At 49.4% G+C, this 22,247-nt stretch carries 18 protein-coding genes; 3 read left to right on the top strand and 15 right to left on the bottom strand.

Translation table 11 applies throughout. The annotated features are described in order from the left end of the window. Window positions 1-152: 152 nt before the first annotated feature. The 4 genes from cysW to K331_RS29260 form a co-directional block, all read right to left on the bottom strand. Window positions 153-1,034 (bottom strand): sulfate ABC transporter permease subunit CysW, encoded by an 882-nt coding sequence (gene cysW, locus K331_RS0110315; protein ID WP_036634617.1) that lies wholly within the window; start codon window positions 1,032-1,034, stop codon window positions 153-155. A 107-nt stretch (window positions 1,035-1,141) separates the two neighbouring features. Beyond that, on the bottom strand, window positions 1,142-1,978 hold the full coding sequence (cysT, locus tag K331_RS0110310) for a sulfate ABC transporter permease subunit CysT (protein ID WP_028590252.1): 837 nt from the start codon (window positions 1,976-1,978) through the stop codon (window positions 1,142-1,144). Between the two features lie 39 nt (window positions 1,979-2,017). Continuing rightward, entirely contained in the window at window positions 2,018-3,091 is a 1,074-nt protein-coding gene (locus K331_RS0110305; protein ID WP_028590251.1) for a sulfate ABC transporter substrate-binding protein, read from the bottom strand. A 352-nt stretch (window positions 3,092-3,443) separates the two neighbouring features. Further along, window positions 3,444-5,447 (bottom strand): sensor domain-containing protein, encoded by a 2,004-nt coding sequence (locus tag K331_RS29260; RefSeq protein ID WP_051289768.1) that lies wholly within the window; start codon window positions 5,445-5,447, stop codon window positions 3,444-3,446. 309 nt (window positions 5,448-5,756) lie between these two features. On the opposite strand from K331_RS29260, the gene K331_RS0110295 reads away from it, so the two are divergent. Beyond that, window positions 5,757-6,944 (top strand): MalY/PatB family protein, encoded by a 1,188-nt coding sequence (locus K331_RS0110295; RefSeq protein ID WP_028590250.1) that lies wholly within the window; start codon window positions 5,757-5,759, stop codon window positions 6,942-6,944. Window positions 6,945-7,237: 293 nt separating this feature from the next. On the opposite strand, the gene bshB2 is transcribed toward K331_RS0110295, so the two are convergent. The 3 genes from bshB2 to K331_RS0110280 form a co-directional block, all read right to left on the bottom strand. Further along, a complete protein-coding gene (bshB2, locus tag K331_RS0110290) occupies window positions 7,238-7,897 on the bottom strand; it encodes a bacillithiol biosynthesis deacetylase BshB2 (RefSeq protein ID WP_028590249.1) in 660 nt (219 codons plus the stop codon). Window positions 7,898-7,917: 20 nt separating this feature from the next. Beyond that, window positions 7,918-8,262, bottom strand: a complete 345-nt coding sequence (locus tag K331_RS0110285) for a YojF family protein (protein ID WP_028590248.1) — start codon at window positions 8,260-8,262, stop codon at window positions 7,918-7,920. Window positions 8,263-8,334: 72 nt separating this feature from the next. Further along, complete coding sequence (locus tag K331_RS0110280; RefSeq protein WP_028590247.1) at window positions 8,335-8,574, bottom strand: hypothetical protein; 240 nt, start codon at window positions 8,572-8,574, stop codon at window positions 8,335-8,337. Window positions 8,575-8,964: 390 nt separating this feature from the next. Here K331_RS0110280 and K331_RS0110275 point away from each other — a divergent pair, with 390 nt between their 5' ends. After that, window positions 8,965-9,375 (top strand): chemotaxis protein CheW, encoded by a 411-nt coding sequence (locus K331_RS0110275; RefSeq protein ID WP_018887221.1) that lies wholly within the window; start codon window positions 8,965-8,967, stop codon window positions 9,373-9,375. 1,090 nt (window positions 9,376-10,465) lie between these two features. On the opposite strand, the gene K331_RS0110265 is transcribed toward K331_RS0110275, so the two are convergent. From K331_RS0110265 to K331_RS0110225, 8 genes are all read right to left on the bottom strand, one after another. After that, entirely contained in the window at window positions 10,466-11,767 is a 1,302-nt protein-coding gene (locus tag K331_RS0110265) for a cellulase-like family protein (protein ID WP_028590245.1), read from the bottom strand. 186 nt (window positions 11,768-11,953) lie between these two features. Next, on the bottom strand, window positions 11,954-14,275 hold the full coding sequence (locus K331_RS0110260; protein WP_028590244.1) for a beta-galactosidase: 2,322 nt from the start codon (window positions 14,273-14,275) through the stop codon (window positions 11,954-11,956). Window positions 14,276-14,899: 624 nt separating this feature from the next. Then, entirely contained in the window at window positions 14,900-15,694 is a 795-nt protein-coding gene (locus K331_RS0110255; RefSeq protein WP_018887217.1) for an ABC transporter ATP-binding protein, read from the bottom strand. After that, window positions 15,694-16,653 (bottom strand): ABC transporter permease, encoded by a 960-nt coding sequence (locus K331_RS0110250; protein WP_051289766.1) that lies wholly within the window; start codon window positions 16,651-16,653, stop codon window positions 15,694-15,696. Before K331_RS0110250 ends, K331_RS0110255 begins: the two co-directional genes overlap by 1 nt. Window positions 16,654-16,806: 153 nt before the next feature. Next, on the bottom strand, window positions 16,807-17,841 hold the full coding sequence (locus K331_RS0110245) for an ABC transporter substrate-binding protein (RefSeq protein WP_028590242.1): 1,035 nt from the start codon (window positions 17,839-17,841) through the stop codon (window positions 16,807-16,809). A gap of 366 nt (window positions 17,842-18,207) precedes the next feature. Next, window positions 18,208-19,293, bottom strand: coding sequence for a bifunctional diaminohydroxyphosphoribosylaminopyrimidine deaminase/5-amino-6-(5-phosphoribosylamino)uracil reductase RibD (gene ribD, locus K331_RS0110235; protein WP_028590240.1), 1,086 nt, complete (start codon window positions 19,291-19,293; stop codon window positions 18,208-18,210). After that, a complete protein-coding gene (locus tag K331_RS0110230) occupies window positions 19,280-20,050 on the bottom strand; it encodes a GTP cyclohydrolase II (protein ID WP_028590239.1) in 771 nt (256 codons plus the stop codon). Before K331_RS0110230 ends, ribD begins: the two co-directional genes overlap by 14 nt. Before the next feature lie 217 nt (window positions 20,051-20,267). Next, a complete protein-coding gene (locus K331_RS0110225) occupies window positions 20,268-21,371 on the bottom strand; it encodes an FAD-dependent monooxygenase (protein WP_084165443.1) in 1,104 nt (367 codons plus the stop codon). A gap of 262 nt (window positions 21,372-21,633) precedes the next feature. Here K331_RS0110225 and K331_RS0110220 point away from each other — a divergent pair, with 262 nt between their 5' ends. After that, on the top strand, window positions 21,634-21,981 hold the full coding sequence (locus K331_RS0110220) for a winged helix-turn-helix transcriptional regulator (protein WP_025680695.1): 348 nt from the start codon (window positions 21,634-21,636) through the stop codon (window positions 21,979-21,981). The last annotated feature ends 266 nt before the right edge of the window (window positions 21,982-22,247 follow it).

Genomic DNA, 22,247 nt, shown 5'->3' with positions numbered 1-22,247 from the left:
ACTACGTTATTTATGCTGCTACATTATTTATGTTGCTACATTCATGCGGTCATGACTTCCAATATTCAAATAACTACCAACACTCAATTAACTATAACTCCAATTTGTATACTTGGATATAATTTATCATGACCACCAATCCCTGTCAACGCTCAGGAGCGGGGAAGTCTGCTGCTCAGCCAGCTCTTCACGATGAGTGTAGCCAGTGCAAGCAGTAGTAGTAAGGAAGCCACAGCAAATGAGGCTGAGAACTGGTATTCGTTATATAATATCTCGACATGTAAGGGCAGCGTATTGGTCTCTCCGCGAATATGGCCGGATACTACGGATACCGCGCCGAACTCTCCCATGGCTCTGGCATTACACAGAATGATGCCATACAGAAGCCCCCACTTGATATTGGGCAAGGTCACCTGCCAGAATACTCGCCAGCCCTTGGCGCCGAGCGTAATCGCAGCTTCTTCCTCCTGCGTCCCCTGATCCTCCATCAGAGGGATCAGCTCTCGGGCTACGAAGGGAAATGTGATGAAGAGCGTCGCTAGTACAATACCAGGTACGGCAAAAATAATCTTGATATCATGCTCCTGCAGCCACGGTCCGAGCCAGCCCTGTGCCCCGAAGACCAGCACGTACATCAGCCCTCCAACTACAGGCGAGACAGCGAATGGTAGATCCACCAGCGTGACGAGGATGCTTTTACCCCGAAATTGAAACTTTGTGAGCAGCCATGCAGCAGCCACACCAAATATGGTATTCAGTGGAACGGTGATCAACGCCACCAGTAAGGTCAAGCGCAGGGCAGACAGGGCATCTGCATCCGTCAGCGCTGCCACGTAGACACCCCAGCCTTGCTTGAGTGCTTGAGTAAGCACGACGATCAGCGGCAGAATCAGCAGCCAGCCCAGAAGCAGGGCAGCAGACAGAATCAGTATCCATTTGACCCACGGAGCTTCGTCCACTGCACGATTCGCTCGCGGACGATTAGGCCGTGGACGAGCCACAACTAGGCCATTCGCCGCTTCCTCCTTTACCATGTAATCCCCCCTCACACACTCTTGTAAGACGATAACTGTTCAATAAGTCGCACATATTCATGTTCATATCATGTTCATGTTCGAATTCATGTTCGTCGCTGCTCGCACTACCCCATACTTCTTCGTCTTGTCCATCGCTGTAATGTATTGATAAGCAGCAGCAGGGCGAAGGAAATAGCGAGTAGCATAATAGCTACAGCCGTAGCTCCTGCATAATCATATTGCTCCAGCTTGGTTACGATCAGCAGGGGTGCAATTTCTGTCTTCATCGGCATATTACCAGAGATAAAGACAACCGATCCGTATTCCCCGATTCCTCGGGCAAAGGCCAGTGAGAAGCCAGTGAGAAGTGGTGGAACAAGCTGAGGCAGCAGGATCGTCCAGAAGGTCCACCACCGCCCAGCCCCAAGTGTAGCCGCTGCCTCCTCCACATCGCGATCCAGTTCCTCCAGTACAGGCTGCACAGTCCTTACGATGAACGGAATACCAATGAACATGAGTGCCAATGTAATACCTGTACGGGAGAAGGCCAGGTTCCAGCCCAAAGGCTGAAAGAAGCTGCCTAACCATCCGTTCGGTGAATACATCGCTGTTAATGCCACACCCGCTACGGCCGTCGGTAGCGCGAATGGGAGATCAATAACGGCATCGAACAGCCTTTTCCCCGGAAAGTCGTATCGTACCAGTACCCAGGCTACCAGCAGGCCTATAAACATATTGATAAAAGCTGCCAGCGCAGCACACAGAAAGCTTACTTTATAGGAAGCAACCACCCGTGGGTCTGTAGCAGCCTCCCAGAAGCCTGACCATGTGAGCCCCGTTGAATTCAGCAATAGCGCTGACAAGGGCAGCAGCACAACCAGACTGAGGTACAGCATACTGTATCCCATGGTTAGCCCGAAGCCAGGAAGTACTTGCCGCCTTTTGGGCTGTGCATAGGCCATGTGATCACTCCTTTCTTCTTCGCTGCTACAGTTGCCTGCTTATTGGGGAACATAGATTTTGTCAAATACGCCGCCATCCTTGAAATGCTTCTCCTGTGTCTCTATCCATGTACCAAATACATCTCCCAGCTTAATCAGCTTCAGTTCAGGGAATTGCTCCTTATAATTGGCAGCCACACGATCCAGTGTAGGGCGATAGTAATGCTCGGCAGCAATGCGCTGTCCTTCCTCGCTATACAGGTACTCCAGATAGGCTTCAGCGGTCTTGCGCGTTCCCTTCTTGTCTACCACTTTATCGACAATGGCTACAGGTGGCTCCGCCAGAATGCTAATGGACGGATACACAATATCAAATTTGTCCTCCCCCAGCTCCTTCACGCTAAGCAGCGCTTCATTCTCCCAGGCAATCAGCACGTCCCCAATCCCACGCTCCACGAAGGTCGTAGTCGCCCCACGAGCGCCACTATCCAGCACAGGTACATGCTTGAATAGCTCTGAGACAAAGGCCTCGGCCGCAGCTTCATCGTTGTTATTCTTCTCAAGGGCATATGCCCACGCAGCCAGATAGTTCCACCGTGCTCCACCAGAAGTCTTGGGATTCGGGGTAATAACCTGTATATCACCTTTGATCAGATCATCCCAGTCCTTCACGCCTTTAGGGTTCCCCTTGCGCACGAGCAGCACGATTGTAGAGGTATATGGAGAGCTATTATGCTCGAATTGACTCTGCCAGTCAGGCTCAATCAGCCCCTTCTCCTGCAGTGCGTCAATATCGTAGCCTAGTGCCAAAGTGACTACATCAGCCTCCAGCCCATCCAGCACGGAGCGACTCTGCTTGCCGGAGCCACCATGGGATTGCTTGATCGTTACCTTTTGCCCGGACTCCTGCTCCCAATGTGCAGCAAATGCCTTGTTATACTCGTCATACAGCTCCCTCGTCGGATCATAGGATACGTTCAGCAGCTCGACTTCCTTGGGCGGTGAGGAACCATCGGTCTGTTCACCAGATTGTGCTCCACTCTGGGCGTTGTTGCCACCGCATCCAGCTAGCAGCACCGCCAATGCCAGCATTGCAATTCCAGTCTGTAGTCCACGCTTACCTTGTCTTCTCATCTTCAAATCCCCCTACGTGTGTATTTTGTATGTTGAACTTGGAATGTATCAGATCCTATGTGCACAAAAAAACGGAGGAATCCCTTGATGGCAGCAGGGTCTGACTGGTCCTAGACCATGTCTGCTCGCTGCATTACAAGGAGTTCCTCCGTCGGTACGGTGAGAACAATATTGTATTATACCTACCTGTTTAGTGAGTTATATACACATAATAGCCATTGCCACATCTTCTGTCAAAGGTTTTTTGCATTTTGGACACAAGATTCTGGCATGGCTATTTAGTATGACTATTTATCGACTACCATTTCCTTAGTGCTGTAGGCATTTGCGTGTACAGGCTTGTGAAAAGGCATCAGATCAGTTGACGAATACTGGCCTCCAGCTCGGCTACTGGAAGCGGTCTGCTGAACAGGAAGCCTTGTGCAATATGACAGCCGTTCCGTCGCAGGAAGTCCAGCTGCTGCCGATTCTCTACGCCTTCGGCCACGACAGACAGATTGAAATCAATGGCCATACTGAGCATGGATCTAAGCAGCTTGGCATCACTATCATTCTCCGTGCAGTCTTCTACGAAGGAGCGATCAATTTTCAAGGTGTCTATCGGAAATTGCTTGAGGTATGTAAGCGAGCTGTAGCCTTTTCCAAAATCGTCAATGGCAATACGTACACCATCCTGCTTGATCTCCTGAAGTGTACCTAATGCATCCTCCGTATTTAGCATGATATTCTCCGTAATCTCCAGCTCCAGATACTTGGGTGCCAGCTGGCTCTCCTTCAACGTCTTCCTGACCGTCTCGGCCAGATCTGGATTATTGAATTGGCGCGGAGAGAGATTGACTGACATGACAAGCGGCTTATACCCTTTCTCCTGCCAAGCCTTATTCTGGGCACATGCCGTCATGAGTGTCCAATGACCAATGGAGATAATTAATCCTGTATCTTCCGCGAGTGGGATGAATTGATCCGGGGGGATCATCCCCCGCTCAGGGTGATTCCAGCGAATCAGTGCCTCTACCCCCATCATACGCCCTGTGCGGATATCCATCTTCGGCTGGTAATAGAGCTCTAGCTGCTCCTTGAAGATAGCCTTGCGCAATTCGCCTTCCAGCACAAGAGAGGAGCGAGTGTCCATTTTACTCTGATACAATTGATAGCCGTTCTTGCCCAGCTTCTTGGCCACACGCATCGCTGTCTCTGCACGATTCCATAGCAGCTCAGGGTTCTCCCCATGCAGCGGATAGACGCTGATCCCAATACTAAAGGTAATGACAATCTCCATCTCAGCCACAACGATAGGTTGTTGGAACCGTTCCATAATGCGCTCTGCAATCTGCTTGGCCTTGGTCAAATTAACCTGGTGGAGGATGATCGTGAACTGATCTCCTTCAGAACGAAAGACGACGTCATACTCCCTTATATTCGCCGAGATCAAGCGGGCAACGTATACCATTATAGCGTCTCCGTGATCATAGCCCAGGTAGTCATTCAGCACCTTGAAACGGTCAATATCCATGACCAGTAGCGCAAAGGTATTCTCCTTCGGCTTGCTTCGACTTACCAGCTTGCTAAGGTGCTTGTTCATCTGCTTCTGATTCGGCAACCCAGTCAGACTGTCATAGAAGACCATCTGGTTGATCTGCTGCTCTGCCTGCTTGAGCGCCGTCACGTCCTTCAGATAGATAGATGTCTCACTATAAAAGGGGATAAGACGAGCATTGAACCAGCTGTTGCGCTCCTGTACATAATATTCTATAGTCGTATTCTCTCGCTTGCCCAGCGCATCCTGAAAAGCTTGCGACACTTCATCAGGGATGTGATCGATGACCATACGACCCAGTGCGTCCCTGCGCGACATGCCCATCATGCGTTCGGCTGCATGGTTCCAGTAGATGATTCTTCCATCCTGATCTAGTCGTATGTACCCATCTGTAATGTTCTCCAGCACATGCTCCATTTGTGCGAATTGTTTCTCGGTTAACCAGCCAAAATGACTGGGACTCTGTAAAAGTAAATCTTCATCCTGCTCTGCTGCATATGAAGGCCCCTTACTACTAATCTCCCGACACAGCAAAATAGCTCCATCGTTACTGCCCGAATGAGGAAGCACTGTTAGCTGAAGTGGAAGTTCTCTTCCAGTAAAATGTGTGAGCCGTGTATCCCACTGCAATGATTGGTCCCATCCTGCAATATCGAAGAAGCTCTGTATGGATTGGCCAACATAGTACTCTGCATCGTATCCGGTCATTCCGACCATGGGGGCATTTACCGCAGTAATGATGCCCTTGTGATCCAGAGATAGTGACGGATCTGAAATACAATGAATGAGTGAAATCTCATCTCTGCTGTAAGAGTCCAATGAGCCTCAACCTCCATCTAAAAATATGATCTGTAATACAGCATATGCCATCCATCGATTCTGCGCCATCTCCAACGCTACACATTTCGACAAAGAATCTGTTATTTCTTATTATCGGCAAAAACTGTACTTTTTCCAAGATCAAAACTTGCACCATCTGACAATATATATGCATTTCATTGCGTATTGACGAATTTTGTCCGATTATGCAAGTCTTAAGTTGGACCAATACAGGCCAGGCAAGGATTGTCATTGATAGAGAAGTCCTATAGAATATGTGCATCAGTAACGGAAATGGAGGAAACCTTGTTGAATTTTAATCAGCAAATTGAACGTATCAATACAGCTTCCCAAAAGTGGGATAACCTACTCGAAGTATTCCAATCCACCGAAGTATTGCCTCTATGGGTAGCAGATATGGATTTTGCCGTACCACCCGCCGTCAAGGAGGCATTATCACAGCGTGTTGAGCATGGTGTATTCGGTTACTCTACCTTTACTCCGGCTTATTACGAGGCCATCATACAATGGATGCAGACCCGTCACCAATGGACCGTTGAGAAGGAATGGATTCAGTTCGTGCCTGGTGTAGTACCTGCACTGAACTTCATTGTTCAGACCTTCACCGAGCCCGGTGATCAGATTGTAATCCAGACCCCGGTGTATCCACCATTCTATAAGGTCGTACTGAACCACAAGCGCAAGCTGGTGAAGAACCCGCTTGTTCGGGATGAGGATGGCACCTATCGGATGGATTACGAGGATCTAGAGCGGAAGTTCGCTGAAGGCAAAGTACGTATGATGATTCTGTGCAGTCCGCACAATCCAGTAGGCCGGGTGTGGACCAAGGCTGAGCTTACCCGTCTGGCTGAGCTATGTGAGAAGTGGAAGGTGATGCTTGTATCGGATGAGATCCATGCCGATATGATCTTCGAGCAAGGAGCACATACGCCATTCACCACGCTATCTGATTACGCTCAGCAGCATTCTATTGTCTGTACGTCGCCAAGCAAAACCTTCAATATGGCCGGATTTCAGACTGCTAATATGATTATCCCGAATCCCGAGCTCAAGAGTCGAATTCTGAAGACACTGCAGCTATACAGCCTGCAAGAAATCACCCCGCTGGGGCTTGTCGCCACAAAGGCTGCCTACACCGAGGGAGGTCCTTGGCTGGACGCGCTGCTTGACCATGTGCGAGATAACATGAGCTACGTCAGAGAATTCTGCAAGCTTCACTTACCGGAAATACAGGTGAACGAACCTGAGGGGACCTATCTTCTATGGGTGGACTTCAGACAGTTAGAAATGCCAGATGATGAGCTGTTCCAATTCCTCGTTAAAGAGGCACGTCTTGGACTGAATGCAGGAGTATCCTTCGGAAAAGAGGGACAAGGCTTCATGCGGATGAACATGGCTTGTACCCGTCAGACGCTGGAGGAGGCTATGTCTAGACTGCAGACTGCCGTTCTTCAATGGCGAGCCAGCAGATCGTAAGCACCAGATTAGCTGTACTGGGCATGGGCCTGGGCATAAGCATTAGTATGAGCATGGACCACTACATGAATATGAGTATGAAATGGACTTGAACATAAATAAGTCCGTCTGTCCCGAGCATCGAATAATTGCAATAGGATGTACAGCATACAACCAAAAGAAGCCGTCCCATCTACTCAGGGACAGCTTCTTTTGGTTGTAGATTAACTAGCGATGCTTGCCATGTCTGTCACATGTCATATGCGTTGGCATGTCGTCTCATGTGATTGCGGTGTACTGCATCCACCATGACATCAATCCGCGAATTGGTAGGTCCATAATCTCTCCCAGCCATAGCGAGTGTTCAACTCTTGCTCTGTCAGGGTCTCCGTGCCCATCAGCTCGGCAGCCTGAAATTGGGAACGATGCGCTCGAATCGAAGCCACCTTTTGCTGCAAATAAGCTCTTACATCATATTCCACGTCCGGCTTGCCTAACGCCTGCTCACAATCTCTGGAGAATGCCAGGCACTGCACAGTTGGTCTGGATTCAGCTGACATACGGGTGATCGTGCGAATAACCGCAGCCCCTGTAGCATCATGGTCCGGATGCACACTGTATCCTGGGTAGAATGTGAACACAAGCTCGGGTGTCAACTCTTCCAGCAACTCGCTGATCACCCGCTCCAAATACGGCTGATCCTCAAACTCAATCGTTTTATCATGAAATCCGAGCATACGCAGATCCTGAATACCAATCGCATCACAGGACTCCAGCAGCTCCTGCTTGCGGATCTTCGGCAACGTCACCCGGTTCGCAAATGGCGGAATTCCCATATTACGTCCCATTTCGCCTAGTGTCAGGCAGGCATAGGTCACTTCATAGCCTTGTTGGATATATGAAGCAAGTGTTCCTGACAGACCAAACGCCTCATCATCAGGATGGGGTAAAATAACAAGAATGCGTTGTGTCAACTATCTCATCTCCTTCCACATCAGAACGGCTCCCGGCTCAACTGGAGGGCTACGATCAATTTGCCCTGTGCATCGTGCCCAGCCAGAATCAGACGCTCTCCGTCCTCTTCATCCCAATGAGTCAGCCCCTCGGCATAGACCCAGCCTTCCTCTGTCTTCAAGCCAACACGAAAAGGATGCTGGCCCGAGATGGACCCATGGGAATACCGAATACGGGCATTGGAAATAAAGTTACCCGCAGGATGACGGGAGCTGTCCAAATGAGAGGCATAGGCTCCAGTGGTTAGTTCCAGGTGAAGATATACCTGCTCTTCTCTTAAGGCATCAAGCCTATGCTGTACTTCTATTTCATTAATAAGCTGCATATATGAACCTCCATGTCATTCACCCAACAAAGATGCAATGTTTTGAGCAATTAAATTTGTACCATGCTAATACTATATCACAGCCGCCGTATAGAATTGTACATTCTCCAATATAAAACAAAAAGAAGCACCATCGTCTCCGATCCGCTTCTTGTGCTTTATTCGCTGCAGCTTCTCCTGTTTGCTTGGCAGTATCCGTACATGCTGGGACATGACACCATAATCCTCATTGGTCCGGCGATCATGGGCAAAGCTTCTACCGCCTGCTCTTTCTGCCTTGCGTATTGCCTTCTGTGTCTGTGATCTAGCCATGGTAGATGCTCACTCCTTCATCATAATCTCATCCATTATAACATAGTTTCGGGGTACTTATATTCCACCGTTGTGCAGTCCCACGGCTCCACTTGAGTGGTTTGTTTGGCAGGCTCTGAGGATACCCGCAATCGCTATTCCCTCACAGTTTCCAAAATGTATTCTGGGAAAGGTCTGAAGGATTGCTCATAATCTGTAAAACCCGACTGGACTTATGCCGATATATGATATGTAAGCTCTCTGCCGCCACATGGGCTATTCCCAACGGATTACCGATCAAGAGGCTGGTAGCATCTGTCCCATAATAAGGGGTCTCAGCATGTTAGGGACATTGAGGTGTACAGCAGGGTTCAATCACAGAACCTATTTTCAGTAAGGAGCGTGTCCATCGTGATACCATTCATTATATTTAAATTGCAAGGCAAAGACTTTGGCATCCCATTTCAGGAAATTGAAGAAATCCAAAATGCCAAGACAGGTACTCCACTGCCCTTCTCTCAACCTTGGCATGAAGGCATGATTACCGTTCGCGGCGATCTATTCACTCTGATCAATCTGTCCATGAAGCTTGGCTTGTCGGATCAGAAGGGTACTGCCGAGGACAAGATCATCCTGCTAAGTCGTTATAAGGTAGCACTGCTCGTCAATGAATTGGATGACACCATTACAGCAGAGGAAGAGGAGATTGCAGCTCATGAGGATGAGCGCCTGCGCACCATCTTCCCTACCATCATTGAGAAATCGGGACGTAGTGTCCCGTTGCTTAGCGTAGATGCGTTGATTGCCTCCACACAGGCATAGCCCTGGATAGGGCTAAGAAAGGCCGTCCCATAAGCCACGAAATGGCTGCTTGGGACGGCCTTTGGTTTTGGAGGAAGGCATACGTAGGCTTTTTGGGCGGACGCTCCGTGAACAGACCGTTGCTATAATCGCTGTTGTCCCCAGATTTAATTTATTCTCCTAAGTGGTGAAAATCCGGGGACAAAGGCGACCGCTGCTGCTTTTCCACAATCAGTCCGTCCACTCCGCTACTGAAGCGGTCGCACAACTTGTTTCTTTCAAATCACAACCAAAGAAACCGTTCCTTGGTAAAATGGAGGGACAATAGACAGCCCTCCGTAATCAGGTTGAAAGTTAACCTCCAATATGCCAGCCCATCGTCCCAATAAGAGATGACCCGGCACCTACCACCAAACGAATAGAAAATTAATGACTGAGCTGATCATCCGAATTATGTTGGTTATAAATTTCGTTTTCTTCATGCTCGAGGACATTAGATAATAGCTTCAAATTTACTAAGGATAGGTCGACCTTAATCTTGTATCGGTCAGCCTACTATTTTGGGAATATAATGGACTTATAACCAAACCAAAGGAGCTGTTATTTTGAAGAGACTAGTAGCAGTTATATCTTTTATTTCTTCACTTTTTATGTTCATGATTGTGGACTTAGTGGATAACAGTATCTACTTCAATCCTTTTAATGAACTCGTATCTTTGTTTCCATGGATTGTCTTAATAATGTCCTTATATTATTTCATCAGTAACTACTTCGATCAGAAAAAGTAATTTTCTGATTGATCCCTCCTACGTTTTCTCCGTTTGATTAGTTACCCACTTTTATAATCATAAATCTAAATGTACAAAAAAATGGATGATAAGAAAAATGCCGCAATATCCCTGAGACCGTGCTGAAGAAAGCCACAATGGACGCGAAAAAACCAAGGAACAAAGCGGGAACATGCCGCCTCATCCCTTGGTTTTCTTGATGTTGCCTCATTTTACAGTTATGGCCGCACCCCAATGCCACATTTTGAGACGACCTCTTATTTGGCATTACTTTTCAAACGCTGTTCACATGTTCCAGACGTACAAATAGCAATAATACCACTCTAACGAACGGGTACGGCCTGCTGAAGAATCGCTTCATTCCAGCGCTGCTGCCAGGCAACATCCTGCCAGAATGGATGATGCGGCGCACAGTTGGAGCAGAGCACCATCCCCCAGAAGCCTAGCTTAATCCCTTTACGGACAGCATACTCGGCAATGAATTTGCCAACAGGTCCTTCCTCGAACCCTGCATACAGCGGAGTATAGCCTACATAGCCCTCACCGATGACAATAGGCAGGCCCTTCTCCTCTGCCCACTCCTGCAGCTCATCCAGCCGCATATCAGTCTTCTGCAGCATGGCCAGCTTATGCGCCCCGTAACGATCATACAAGAACAAATCCCACTGGTCCGGATCAGCCCAATCATGTAAATACAAGAGTCGAAGACCGACCGGATTGCCATGCAGACGCCACTCCTCCGAAGCAGGCAGTTTCCATCCTGCAAATGGCGGAGCATCTTCGCGAAGCAGTGAGCGGACAAAAGCGTTCGGATACTCTTGCTCATGATCATGCAGCGCGGCTGCATCCATTAATTCCTGTAGCACACCGTTCAGGTACAGATGAAAATGAGCAACCTGCTCATTTTCAGCCACATATTCCTTGGGGTAGGCCTGGTTCAATGTATAGCAGCTAGTGATGAGCAGATCGGGATGACCTGTGCGCAGATAATCCAGCGCCTCTTCAATGTATGGCTTCATGCAATGAATGATTTTCCCTGCTGCATCCGCCGAAATATTCCGATCAACAGCCACCTGCGCCAGCCGTCCGAACTCGACTTCATTATGAAGCTCTGCATAGGCGATTCGATCCTCATAGCCCTCCTGCTTCAGGAACTGCAGCAGTTGGTCCATGCTGCGCGCCAGCTCCATGAATCGCTTCTCTGAAGGAATAGCCAGCAGCTCCTCAAACAGCTCAGGTCCCTCCAGGAAGCTAGGACTCTGCTGATACTCCCACGACGACAGGATGATGTAACAATCGTGACGTCTGGCTTGCCGGAACAGCTCCAGTAAATGCGCATGACCATCCAGCTCCACACCTCCCTGACAATTGTACCAACGGGTGCGCTGACCGATTTGGCCAAGGCTACCCAGACGGAGTGGTCCTGGACGTTTGCCCTCAGCTGTGAACAGAAAATACGGCATGGCGCAAATGCGGATCGTGTTATAGCCCCGCTCTACAGCCTCTGCAAAGCGGGCCTCCAAATCACTATAGGGCTCACCAGGAGCAGTCATCGTATACCAGGAAAAATCCCACATCGTAATGGTTAATCGTTGTGGCAAATGCTCGGGTATCTGTGTATGCATAGCTTCCTCCCCAAAAATAAATTGGCGTGAATAAATTTCACAATACCTGTAGCTGCTCCAATCAAGGCTAGATGCACATTAAAATAATTTAATTTGTCTATATCCAGTTACAAAAATTAATCTTGATGGAGTTATGACACTTGCTTCGTGTGAATACATCAAGAGCTCTCGCCTGAGCACTAATAATCAGGACCAATCTGTGCGGAGATACGCGGTACCCCGATAGCTTGGGATAGCCTCTATGTGGTGATACAAAGCAATCTCCACACCGTCAAAGCGTTCAATATACGCCTGATTCACGAAGCTGTGAACGGTACCCTTACGCAAAGGAGTAATGGAAAGGTGCAACTGCTCCTCTGCCAGCTCCAATCGAAATTGCCTAAGGCCGATGCTCCAGGGCTTGCCATAATGAATATGATCCGTTAACAAACGCTGACCGATATATGCAGCTGCAACATCTCCGTCATAGTCAATGCGAATCTGGACATCTGCTATATAAGACGGCCAGTCCGTCTTCAAGGAGAGCAAAGCCGTGCTCTCTGCTGGATACTGCGCCTTCAGTCCGGCATCGTAGGCTGGGAAATGCCATTCATAGATCTGAAAGCCTGCATGCGTGGACGTAGACAGCTCTCCGTAAGGTGCTGCAGCCTCCCTCGATGGAGCCGGATAGACCCAGGCCGTGAGTGTCGCCTGCTCAGATGCGCAGAATAGTTGCTCGTCCTGCACATAGACATGGCCTTCGCTCACAATGAGTCTTTCCTCTCCCCATACCCGCAAGCGGTAGGCCTGCAACGCTTCTTCCCGGGATAAGGTGATAAGCCGGATTCGCTTCCCTTCCGGAAGAGTGAGCACCAGTTCATGCTCCTTCCCGACCTGTGGTCTGATGACGAGGCGTCCCGCTTGCTCTTCCCACTTCGTGAGGCTTGCTTCTCCAATATGAACACCACTTACAGTGGTATGATCCAGCACATACTCAGCCGGAATCCCGTCGCGGGCAAAGAAGACGATCGCTGTCTCCTCTGCATCCTCCAGTATCATGAGTGGCTGTACAGTAGCGCTTACGAGCTTGAGACCTGCAATATCCAGATGAAACGGAAGAATCATGCTGCTACTGGTGGCTAGCTTCATGCTCCCGCTACTTGGAAAGCGAACGCTCCCCTTCGACGAATGTAAGGTTAGCGCCAGCTCCTGCCCTGGCATCTCGACATGATCCTGGAAGTTGTTCAGGAACACGAAGCCCTGATGATCGCGCTGGCGAAGAGACCAGCGAATGGAGGTTGTATCCTCTGGAGCGATCTTCTCTTGTCCTTCCGGTAGAACCGTTCCCATCGGGGCCAGTACATGACCGAATGATTGCAGAAAGAGGGACAAGAGACGAATACGATGGTAGGAATCCCCTACCCGTCCGAACTCGCCCAGAGGAGACTGGTAATCATACGTGATCTTGGGCAGGCCGGATTCATTCATGAAGGACCTCTTCCCGATCGGGTTGGAGCCTCCATGGTACATGTAATAGCCAATAAGGTTACTGCCATTGGCCAGCTTGACGACGGACATGGCCTCTACGCTGTCCGCCTCTACGACAGGACGTGCCTTGTAGCTGACCTGCATTCCACCCGCCAGCTCACAATAGGCCGCAGGGTATTCACGTGTATCATAATCCACAGGCTCTGCAGGAGTCTCATGCAGATTCCGAAAGATATACTCCCGGCTAGGTGGCTGGTTCGGAATCCATGGTGTGTAGGCATAGCCTGCCAGCATAGGCAAGGTATCCTGCTCCGGCACCGCTGCGCCGCCCCAAGCCGTAGCAGTGAAGAATAATGGGCGTATACCCGCATCCTCTGCGATCTGACGCAGCCGTACCAGATGCTTCTGGCCATCCTTTCCCGAGGTGAGAAAGCGTCCGGGATTGTAGCCCCATGCATCCAAAGGCGCCCCCGCATGCATGTATTCATTTTCCAGCTGCACCGCTATAATGGGCCCACCTTGCTGGAACAATCTCCCCTCCAACTGACGGGCAATCTGCTGATACAGTCGAGTCACATAATGCAAATATCTCTCATCGTTAGAGCGCACCTCAAGCGGGTAAGAGAACAGCCAGTCGGGCATTCCGCCGTTACGGACCTCACCGTGGCAAAAAGGACCTATGCGGACAATCAGCTTCAGCCCATGCTTGGCACATAGATCCACAAAATGCCGCAGATTCAGATTCCCGTCCCAAGAGAATTCCCCCTCCATCTCCTCATGCATGATCCAGAACACATAGGTTGCGACAATCTCGATGCCGCCAGCCTTCATCTTCAGTAGCTCCTCCTCCCAGTGGAGATAAGAGAAGCGAGAATAGTGAAATTCCCCAACTACCGGAATATATGGCTGCTGATTACGCGTCATATAATAATTCGTGAAGCCAAGCTGCTCTCCTTGCGGACTCTGACCGCCACACGTAGCCATGCGCCCAGGGGTGATGGTCTGATTCGGATGCTGCAATGTGAATTCCAGATGCTTCATGCAACAATCTCTCCTTTGATCGGAATACGTTGAATGCTTTGAATATAGTCGAGTGCTTTGAATGGAACTGAAAAATTGAATAAATAAAGTCCATCATTAGCGACACGCATATGGTAGCGCTGCCATGAAGGGGTATTACAACGCCTCAGCTCTTGGAATTCCGCCTAACGCCTGAAGTACCGCACAAACAAATCAATTGTGCTTTATTATAAGTCCATTGAACATCACGTCTTCAGGAATGGCCAAGCTAGCGTCCATCATGTGATGGGCTTTCATGCTCTTCATTCTTGGTACCAAGCCTAATCGTGACTTGTGCTTCTCAGGCCAGAACTCCCCTACCCATCATTATATCTTGATCATACGCCACATTCATCGACGGGAACATAAACAGAATACGGATGATGATGGACTATATTCGGTTCGTGACGTATGAAAAAGAGGCCAGACCCTGGAACGGGGCTAGCCTCTTGTCATGAACAGCTTATTTGTTATCACGATTACCTTTGTTTGGTTACTGGTTTACTGATTCATTACTGGTACGATTGTTTGCACGCTGTTGTGTAGCTGCCTGTACGATTGTTGGTTCGTTCACTTCGCATGCCAGCATCACACTTCTTGAGCTCTTTAGCCCAGCACAATCCGATCATCCGCCAGCTTTTCACCGCTAATCCGTTCAAATTCACCAAGCAGCCGCTCGACAGTCAGACCCTTCTTCTGTTGCTCATTGACATCCAGAATGATGCGGCCCTTATCCATCATAATCAGACGATTACCCAAGCGGATTGCCTGATCCATGTTGTGGGTGACCATGAGTGTGGTCAGCTTCATATCGCGAACTATGCTCTCCGTCAGTGTGGTGATCAATTCAGCCCGGGCCGGGTCTAGCGCTGCTGTATGCTCATCCAGCAACAGAATATCCGGCTGCGTGAAGGTCGCCATGAGTAGGCTTAGTGCCTGCCGCTCCCCACCAGAGAGCAATCCTACCTTAGCGCCCAGACGATTCTCCAGTCCGATACCAAGCCGCTGTAGCTCCTCACGGAAACGATCGCGCTTGGCAGCCGTGACGCCGAAGCCGAAGCTGCGCGATTTGCCGCGGGTGTATGCCATTGCCAGATTCTCTTCAATGGACATATTTGGTGCCGTACCTGCCATTGGGTCCTGGAATACGCGTCCAATCCAGCGGCTACGCTTGAATTCCGGGAGCTGACTGATGTTCCGGTCCGCGATGCGGACCTCACCCGTATCCGGCTTCATGACACCAGAGATGATATTCATCAGCGTGGACTTGCCCGCTCCATTACTCCCGATCACGGTGACAAAGTCACCAGGCTTCAGATGAAGATTCGCTCCGATCAACGCAATCTTCTCATCTACAGTTCCTGGATTGAAGAGCTTCGATACATTTACGATATCCAGCATCAGCCTCGACCTCCCTTGCTCTGGCTCCCTGAGCCCAGCAGCTCAGCCGAACGTATCTTGGCCATGGCATTCTGCTTCAGGACGCGCCGAATGGTCGGCACGACGAGAGCGATAATGACGATGATAGCAGTAATCAGCTTCAAGTCAGAGGATTCGAACCATTTGATCTGAAGAGCGATAGCCACAACGAAACGATAGACGATAGAGCCCAGAATGACAGCAATTGTCGCCCGGAACACCGTTTTGGCCCCGAAAATCGCTTCCCCGATAATAACAGAAGCCAGACCGATCACGATCATACCGATCCCCATCGTAATATCAGCGAAGCCCGATTGTTGGGCGATGAATGCCCCAGACAAGGCCACCAGTCCATTGGACAAGCTGACACCAACAATGGTCGTCGTGTCTGTGTTCGCGCCGAAGCTGCGAATCATGCGCTTGTTGTCGCCTGTTGCACGCAAGGCCAGACCCAGATCAGTCTTCATGAACCAATCAAGTGCCAGCTTGAACACGAGCGTAACGACAAGCATAACGAGGGTGATGGAGGTGAATTCCCATACCTTGCGCGGCAGATCCGAGAAGATTGTATCCGCACCAAGCAGGGACACATTCGGTCTGCCCAGTATTCTCAGGTTAATCGAGTAGAGTGCGATCATCATCAGAATACCGGACAGCAGTCCGTTAATCTTGCCCTTCGTATGCAGCAGGCCTGTGCAGGCTCCAGCAGCCAGACCGCCGATAAAAGCTGCAATACATGCCATCCAGGCGGGGGTGCCGTTCGAGATCATAATCGCCGCAATGGCTGCTCCTGTCGTGAAGCTCCCGTCCACCGTGAGATCGGGAAAATCCAGAATACGAAACGTAATATACACACCGAGTGCCATTAGAGCATACAGCAATCCAATCTCCAGTGAGCTGAAAAAGGATGATTTAAGAATAGTTAACAAAATCAATATCATAACCTCCTGCCACAAATACGTAACAAGCAGCGTTCATTCGTGGACCCCCACATTCGCAAAAGAGAATAGGGCTGTTTCGGCAGAAACGAAACGCCCTATCCCAGCTCCCCCGCCTAGGCGTGGGGAACCGATCCGTGTGCAGACACTGCTGGTCTATTCGATAATATTATTGTCCGGGTCCTGCACCTTGGATCTCATGGAATCCGTTACTTCTACACCCTGTTCTTGCGCTGCTTTGACGTTCAGGATGAGATCCAGCTTGTCAGGTACGGTAACCTTGAGATCTCCAGGCTTAGCTCCATCTACGAGAATCTGGGCAGCCATTTGACCAACCTGGTAGCCATGATCATAATATTTGAAGCCGACAGTTGCCATGGCTCCCTTCTCCACCGTATCACGGTCACTGGAGAAGAACGGAATATCATTATCATTCGCAACCTGGATGATTGTATCCACGGCACTAACTACAGAATTATCAAGGGTAATGAACATCGCATCTACATTCCCTACCAGAGAGTCAGCAGCCTGCTTGACTTCGGAGGTGTTCGTAATCGGTGCTTTGACTACTTCAATGTTATGCTTGGCAAAGGCTTGCTGCGCATTCTCAGCCATGACCACTGCATTGGGCTCGCCTTCATTAAGAATCAGGCCAACCTTCTTCACATTAGGCAGCTCCGTAGCGATGAAGTCTACCAGTTCAACTACAGCTTCTGGATTCGTATCCGAAGCTCCGGTTACATTTCCGCCCGGCTGATCCAGATTGTCGACAATCTTGGCACCCAGCGGGTCAGTTACAGCTGCGAACAAGACGGGCTTGTCCTGAATCTGCTGCACGAGTGCCTGTGCGGATGGCGTAGCGATACCAAGTGACAGGTCCGCGTCAGCAGAAGCAATCTTCTGGGCAATGGACAGGTTCGTGGCTGCATCGCCCTGAGCGTTGTTGTAATCTACGGTCAGATTCTTGCCTTCTTCAAGACCAGCATCCTTCAATGCTGCGAGGAAGCCTTCACGAGTGGAATCCAGCGATGGATGCTCTACAATTTGTGAGATGGCAATCTTATAGCTCTTGCTATCTCCTGCCCCTCCTACTCCGTTCTCGCCAGCAGTCTGTTCGCCACCTGTACTGTTGCCGCAGCCCGCTGCAATCAACAGGCCAGCCAGCATCAAACTAGTAAGTGCTTTTTTCATCTCAATGACTCCTTTCTGTATACCTGCTCCCATAGTAAATTTCAATGCGGTGAGACACAGTCGGTTCGACGCTTCTATGCATCCTTGCTTTTCCTTAGGAAAGTAGTAAAGCAAACGGAGGCGCATAAGGTACATGTCAGTCAATCTTACACCACAAGAATTTGAATATGACTTTAATATTAAGGGGGGCCGTATTATTCGTCAATTGGAAATCACTGAATCTACACAAAGAACCCCCGCCAAGGCAGGGGGAAGGTTCCAAGCTTATTTTAAAGACAATCCTCAAGCTAGCTCAAATACTGTTCAGAGCCCTATATTCACTCTGCCAGATTCCATATCATTCCTTATTATCTGCAAGGAATATCGTTACCGAAAGTAAGCCTGAATCTTCAGATCAGGTCCAACCATCTCGGCAGTCATACGGTTCAAGCGAAGCGCTTCATCCATCTTGGCCGCTCCTGTACCTTCAACGAAAGTAGGAGCATATTGCCCGCCCACGAGCTTCGGTGCCATATAGAGTACCAGCTTATCAGCGAGCCGCTGCTCCACAAAGGAAGCGTTGATCTCACCGCCGCCCTCCACGAGCAACGAGGAGATCTCATTCGCCCCCAGCTCATCCAGTACCTGCTCTAGCTGCACACGCTCCGCTCCTTGAGTAGGAATGACGCGGACGCCGAGCCGTTCCAGCTCACGACGCTTGCCTTCATCGTAGCTAGCCGCCGTAAAAATCCAGGTTGGAGCCTCACCATCATTCACAACACGGGACTCCATTGGGATTCGTAGCTTGCTGTCCAGAATGATACGCAGCGGATTCCTCCCTCCTGGCAGCCTTGTCGTCAGCTGCGAATCGTCATGAATGATGGTCTGCACGCCAGTCAGAATAGCTCCCGCTTCATGGCGGAGCTGATGCACATCCTCACGCGCCTGCTCGGAGGTAATCCACTTGCTGCTGGCCGTACGAGTCGCAATTTTGCCGTCCATTGTGACGGCTGCCTTCAAGGTGACGAAGGGGCGCTTCGTCACGATGAATTTGTTAAATACTTCATTCATAGCCTCGGATTCCTCCGCAAGCACACCACGGATGACCTCAATGCCTGCTTCCTCCAGAATACGTACGCCACGTCCGGATACGAGCGGATTCGGGTCCATTGCAGCTATAACTACCTTGCTCAGCCCCGCCTCTACGATGGCCTCGGCACAAGGACCTGTCCGTCCATGATGGGAGCAAGGCTCCAGCGTGACATAAATGGTCCCCCCTCTAGCTTGCTCTCCAGCCATACGGAGGGCGTGAATCTCGGCGTGAGGCTCACCCGGCTTCAGATGTGCTCCGATCCCCACGATCCTGCCATCCTTCACGATGACCGATCCGACCATGGGATTCGGTGTCGTCTGCCCCTTTGTCATCTTGGCATTGTTCAATGCCAGACGCATGAAATCCTCATGCGTATTCATGATAGATCCCCTCATTTTCTCCATAGTGGCCTGAACGCTCCACTTTCGTCTTCAGATATCTAGCATTATACTCGGATACATCGCCCCATAACGGAACTCTGCCCTCAACATTCATACCGGACGATTTCAAAGCCTCAAGCTTCTTGGGGTTGTTCGTAATCAGCTTCACAGGCAGCTGTCTCAAGTGCTGCAAAATGCTGATGGCGTCAGTATAGTCACGTGAGTCATCCTTGAAGCCTAGCTCCAGGTTAGCCTCAACCGTATCCAGGCCCTGCTCCTGCAGGATATAAGCCATCGCTTTGCTGAACAAGCCTATCCCACGGCCCTCATGATTAGCCAGATAAAACAGTGCCCCTGCTCCGTTCTCTACAATCATCTTCATGGATTGATGCAGCTGGAAGCCACAATCACAACGCTTACTGCCGAAGATATCCCCTGTATGACAGATACTGTGCATGCGGATCATCGCGTGCTCAGCATGGGCGAAATCGCCGTACACCAATACACTGGATTGTTGTCCTTCTGCCAGATTAAAGGAAGACAGACGCTTGATCAAGGTCTCCGCTGTTGCCGTTCGGCACAGCTCCCGATCCTCTTGGTCCTTCACTGGAAGCCAGCAGTACCATTGAAAGACCACAGTCTCCCCGTCCAGATTGACCGGAAGCTTAATCGGGCCTACTAATATATTGGAGGCTGTCTCGGAGACTACGGTATGAATCTTATCCTGAAGCAATTCTACTGCATTATGTTGAAGCATAGAAGCACCATCCTTTGGCTCTGTGTATTTATCCATCGTAAATGATCATTGTCAAGGGTCCCTGTTCATGAACCACTGTAACGAACCATGAAATCTTCAAAATATCTACGTATTGTCCAAGAGGTCAGCTTACTGTGACAAAGCTCTTCTTCCACCCGCCACTTTGATGAATGGTTAAGACAGCTTGTCATATCTCACTAGACATCGCAAGATCTCGTTAGACCTCGCTATATTCAAAATGCTGGCTGAACGCTTCTTCCATCCTAAACTGTCGCTCCTGCTGCTGCTCGGCTGCTGCACGTCGCTTATATTCGAAGCGACTCAATCGAGCTGCGGACACATCCCCTGCTCTTAGGCAGGCAAGCAGTTCGTCAGCGAGCACATCGGCATCAGCGAGCGCAGCATTCAAGCCGAAGGCCCCTGTAGGTGTCATCGTATGAGCGGCATCGCCGAACAGCACAAGTCCGTCCTTCACCCAGGTATCACAGCTGGCACTGAATATTTGCAGCAGCACGAAATCCTTCCATGATGTAATATGTCTGCTCACCTGCTCATTCAGATCAGGGAATGCCTGAGCAAACAGCTGAATGAACGGCTCAAAAGATCCTTTTACCAACGCAGGATAGGAACGCTCTTCAATATTCCAGCCAATCTGTACATGCTCATGAGTCTGAGTAAAAAGAGATAGCTGATGCCCGTTCACGAGGGCAAATCTGGAAATGGGCTCCCAACCGGATGGGGTAGGAATCTTCGCCCAGAGCATGTCATATCCGTGTCCCGCCTTCTCTACCCCAATGCCAGCCCGCTTGCGTACGGTGGAATAGCGTCCGTCCGAGCCTGCAACAACTGTGCTATGGACCTTCAGAAGCTCACCATCTGCCATACGAACGGTAACACCGCAATAGTACCCCTGTTCATTCTGAAGCAGATCCATCATCGTTGCCCCGGTAAGTAGTTTGAAATGCTCATATCGGCTGGCTCTCTCCAGAATGGCATGAAGCAGCTCGGTCTGCGATATGTGGATGCCCACATGACCGGCCTCCTCTTGTGGAGCGATGGTCTTGAGAATATGCTGCTGTGCCCAGTATTCAATGCGCTCCAGCTTCAGATAAGCATCTGTGGGCATTTCCTTCAAAATCCCATGCCTCTCCAGCACCTTGAAGCCTTCTTCATTCACTAGTTCACCTCGGAAGGCTGCTCCAATAGACGTCTGCTTCTCCAGCAAGATTGTAGAGATGCCGTTCTCGACCAATAGACAAGCAAGCAAAGCCCCTGCCGGACCACCACCAACAATACATACTTCATAATCCAGATTTATCATAAGCTCCACCCATTGATATTAAGATAACAAATGTTTATTTTCTTAAGATAAAGACTGCATAACAAACGAAACTCCATTGAATAAGTGCACTTCAAAAGAACGAGTACACACTTCAAAAGAGGAAGTACACTTCAAATCATCTAATTACTTTATGTAACGAATTATATTTAAATAACAAGCTTCCGTCAAGTATATAATTTTAGTAAAGTAACATTGTATAATTTGCATAGTTTAGATATAATGATAACAAGAGGTGATTACTATAGAACTCCCACAATTGTGTCCCAGGTTCGAGAGAGCGGTTGAGATTTTGAGTAAACGCTGGACCACGCTGATTGTTCATCAATTGTTAAATGGTCCCCAGCGATTCGCTGCGATCGAGAACTCCTTGACTCATCTGAGCGGTAAGGTTCTATCCGAACGTCTGAAGGAACTGGAAGAGGAAGGTATCGTTCAGCGGACGGTATATCCCGAGAAGCCTGTACGCATTGAATATTCCCTTACGGACAAAGGCAAAGAGCTCGCCCCATTATTTGATGATATCTCCCATTGGGCGACTCGCTGGATTGAGCTGCCTGCCACTGCGGAGGCTTCTACCGCCAAACGTTAATTACACGTCGTCCTTTTTTTTCAAAAGCCCGCTTTCGTGAATTCTAGCGAAAGCGGGCTTTTGTATTGGAATCGAGCTTTTACGACAAAACACGATAAAACAACATTACACAAAACGCGAGAAAAATATGTGTATAAAGACCTATTTTTCGAAATTTTATATTTTTATTACAAAATTAGTTAGTAAAATCATCATTCCTTCGTTACCCTCAAAGTGTGTTGGATAAAATTACATGCAGGAGGGATTGGCAAAGTGAGAAATCGATG

The sequence above is a fragment of the Paenibacillus massiliensis subsp. panacisoli DSM 21345 genome, assembly GCF_000426545.1.
GTDB classification, from domain to species: Bacteria; Bacillota; Bacilli; order Paenibacillales; family Paenibacillaceae; genus Paenibacillus; species Paenibacillus panacisoli.
The sequence above is the reverse complement of the archived record's forward strand: the minus strand, read 5'-3'. Positions and strand labels throughout refer to the sequence as shown.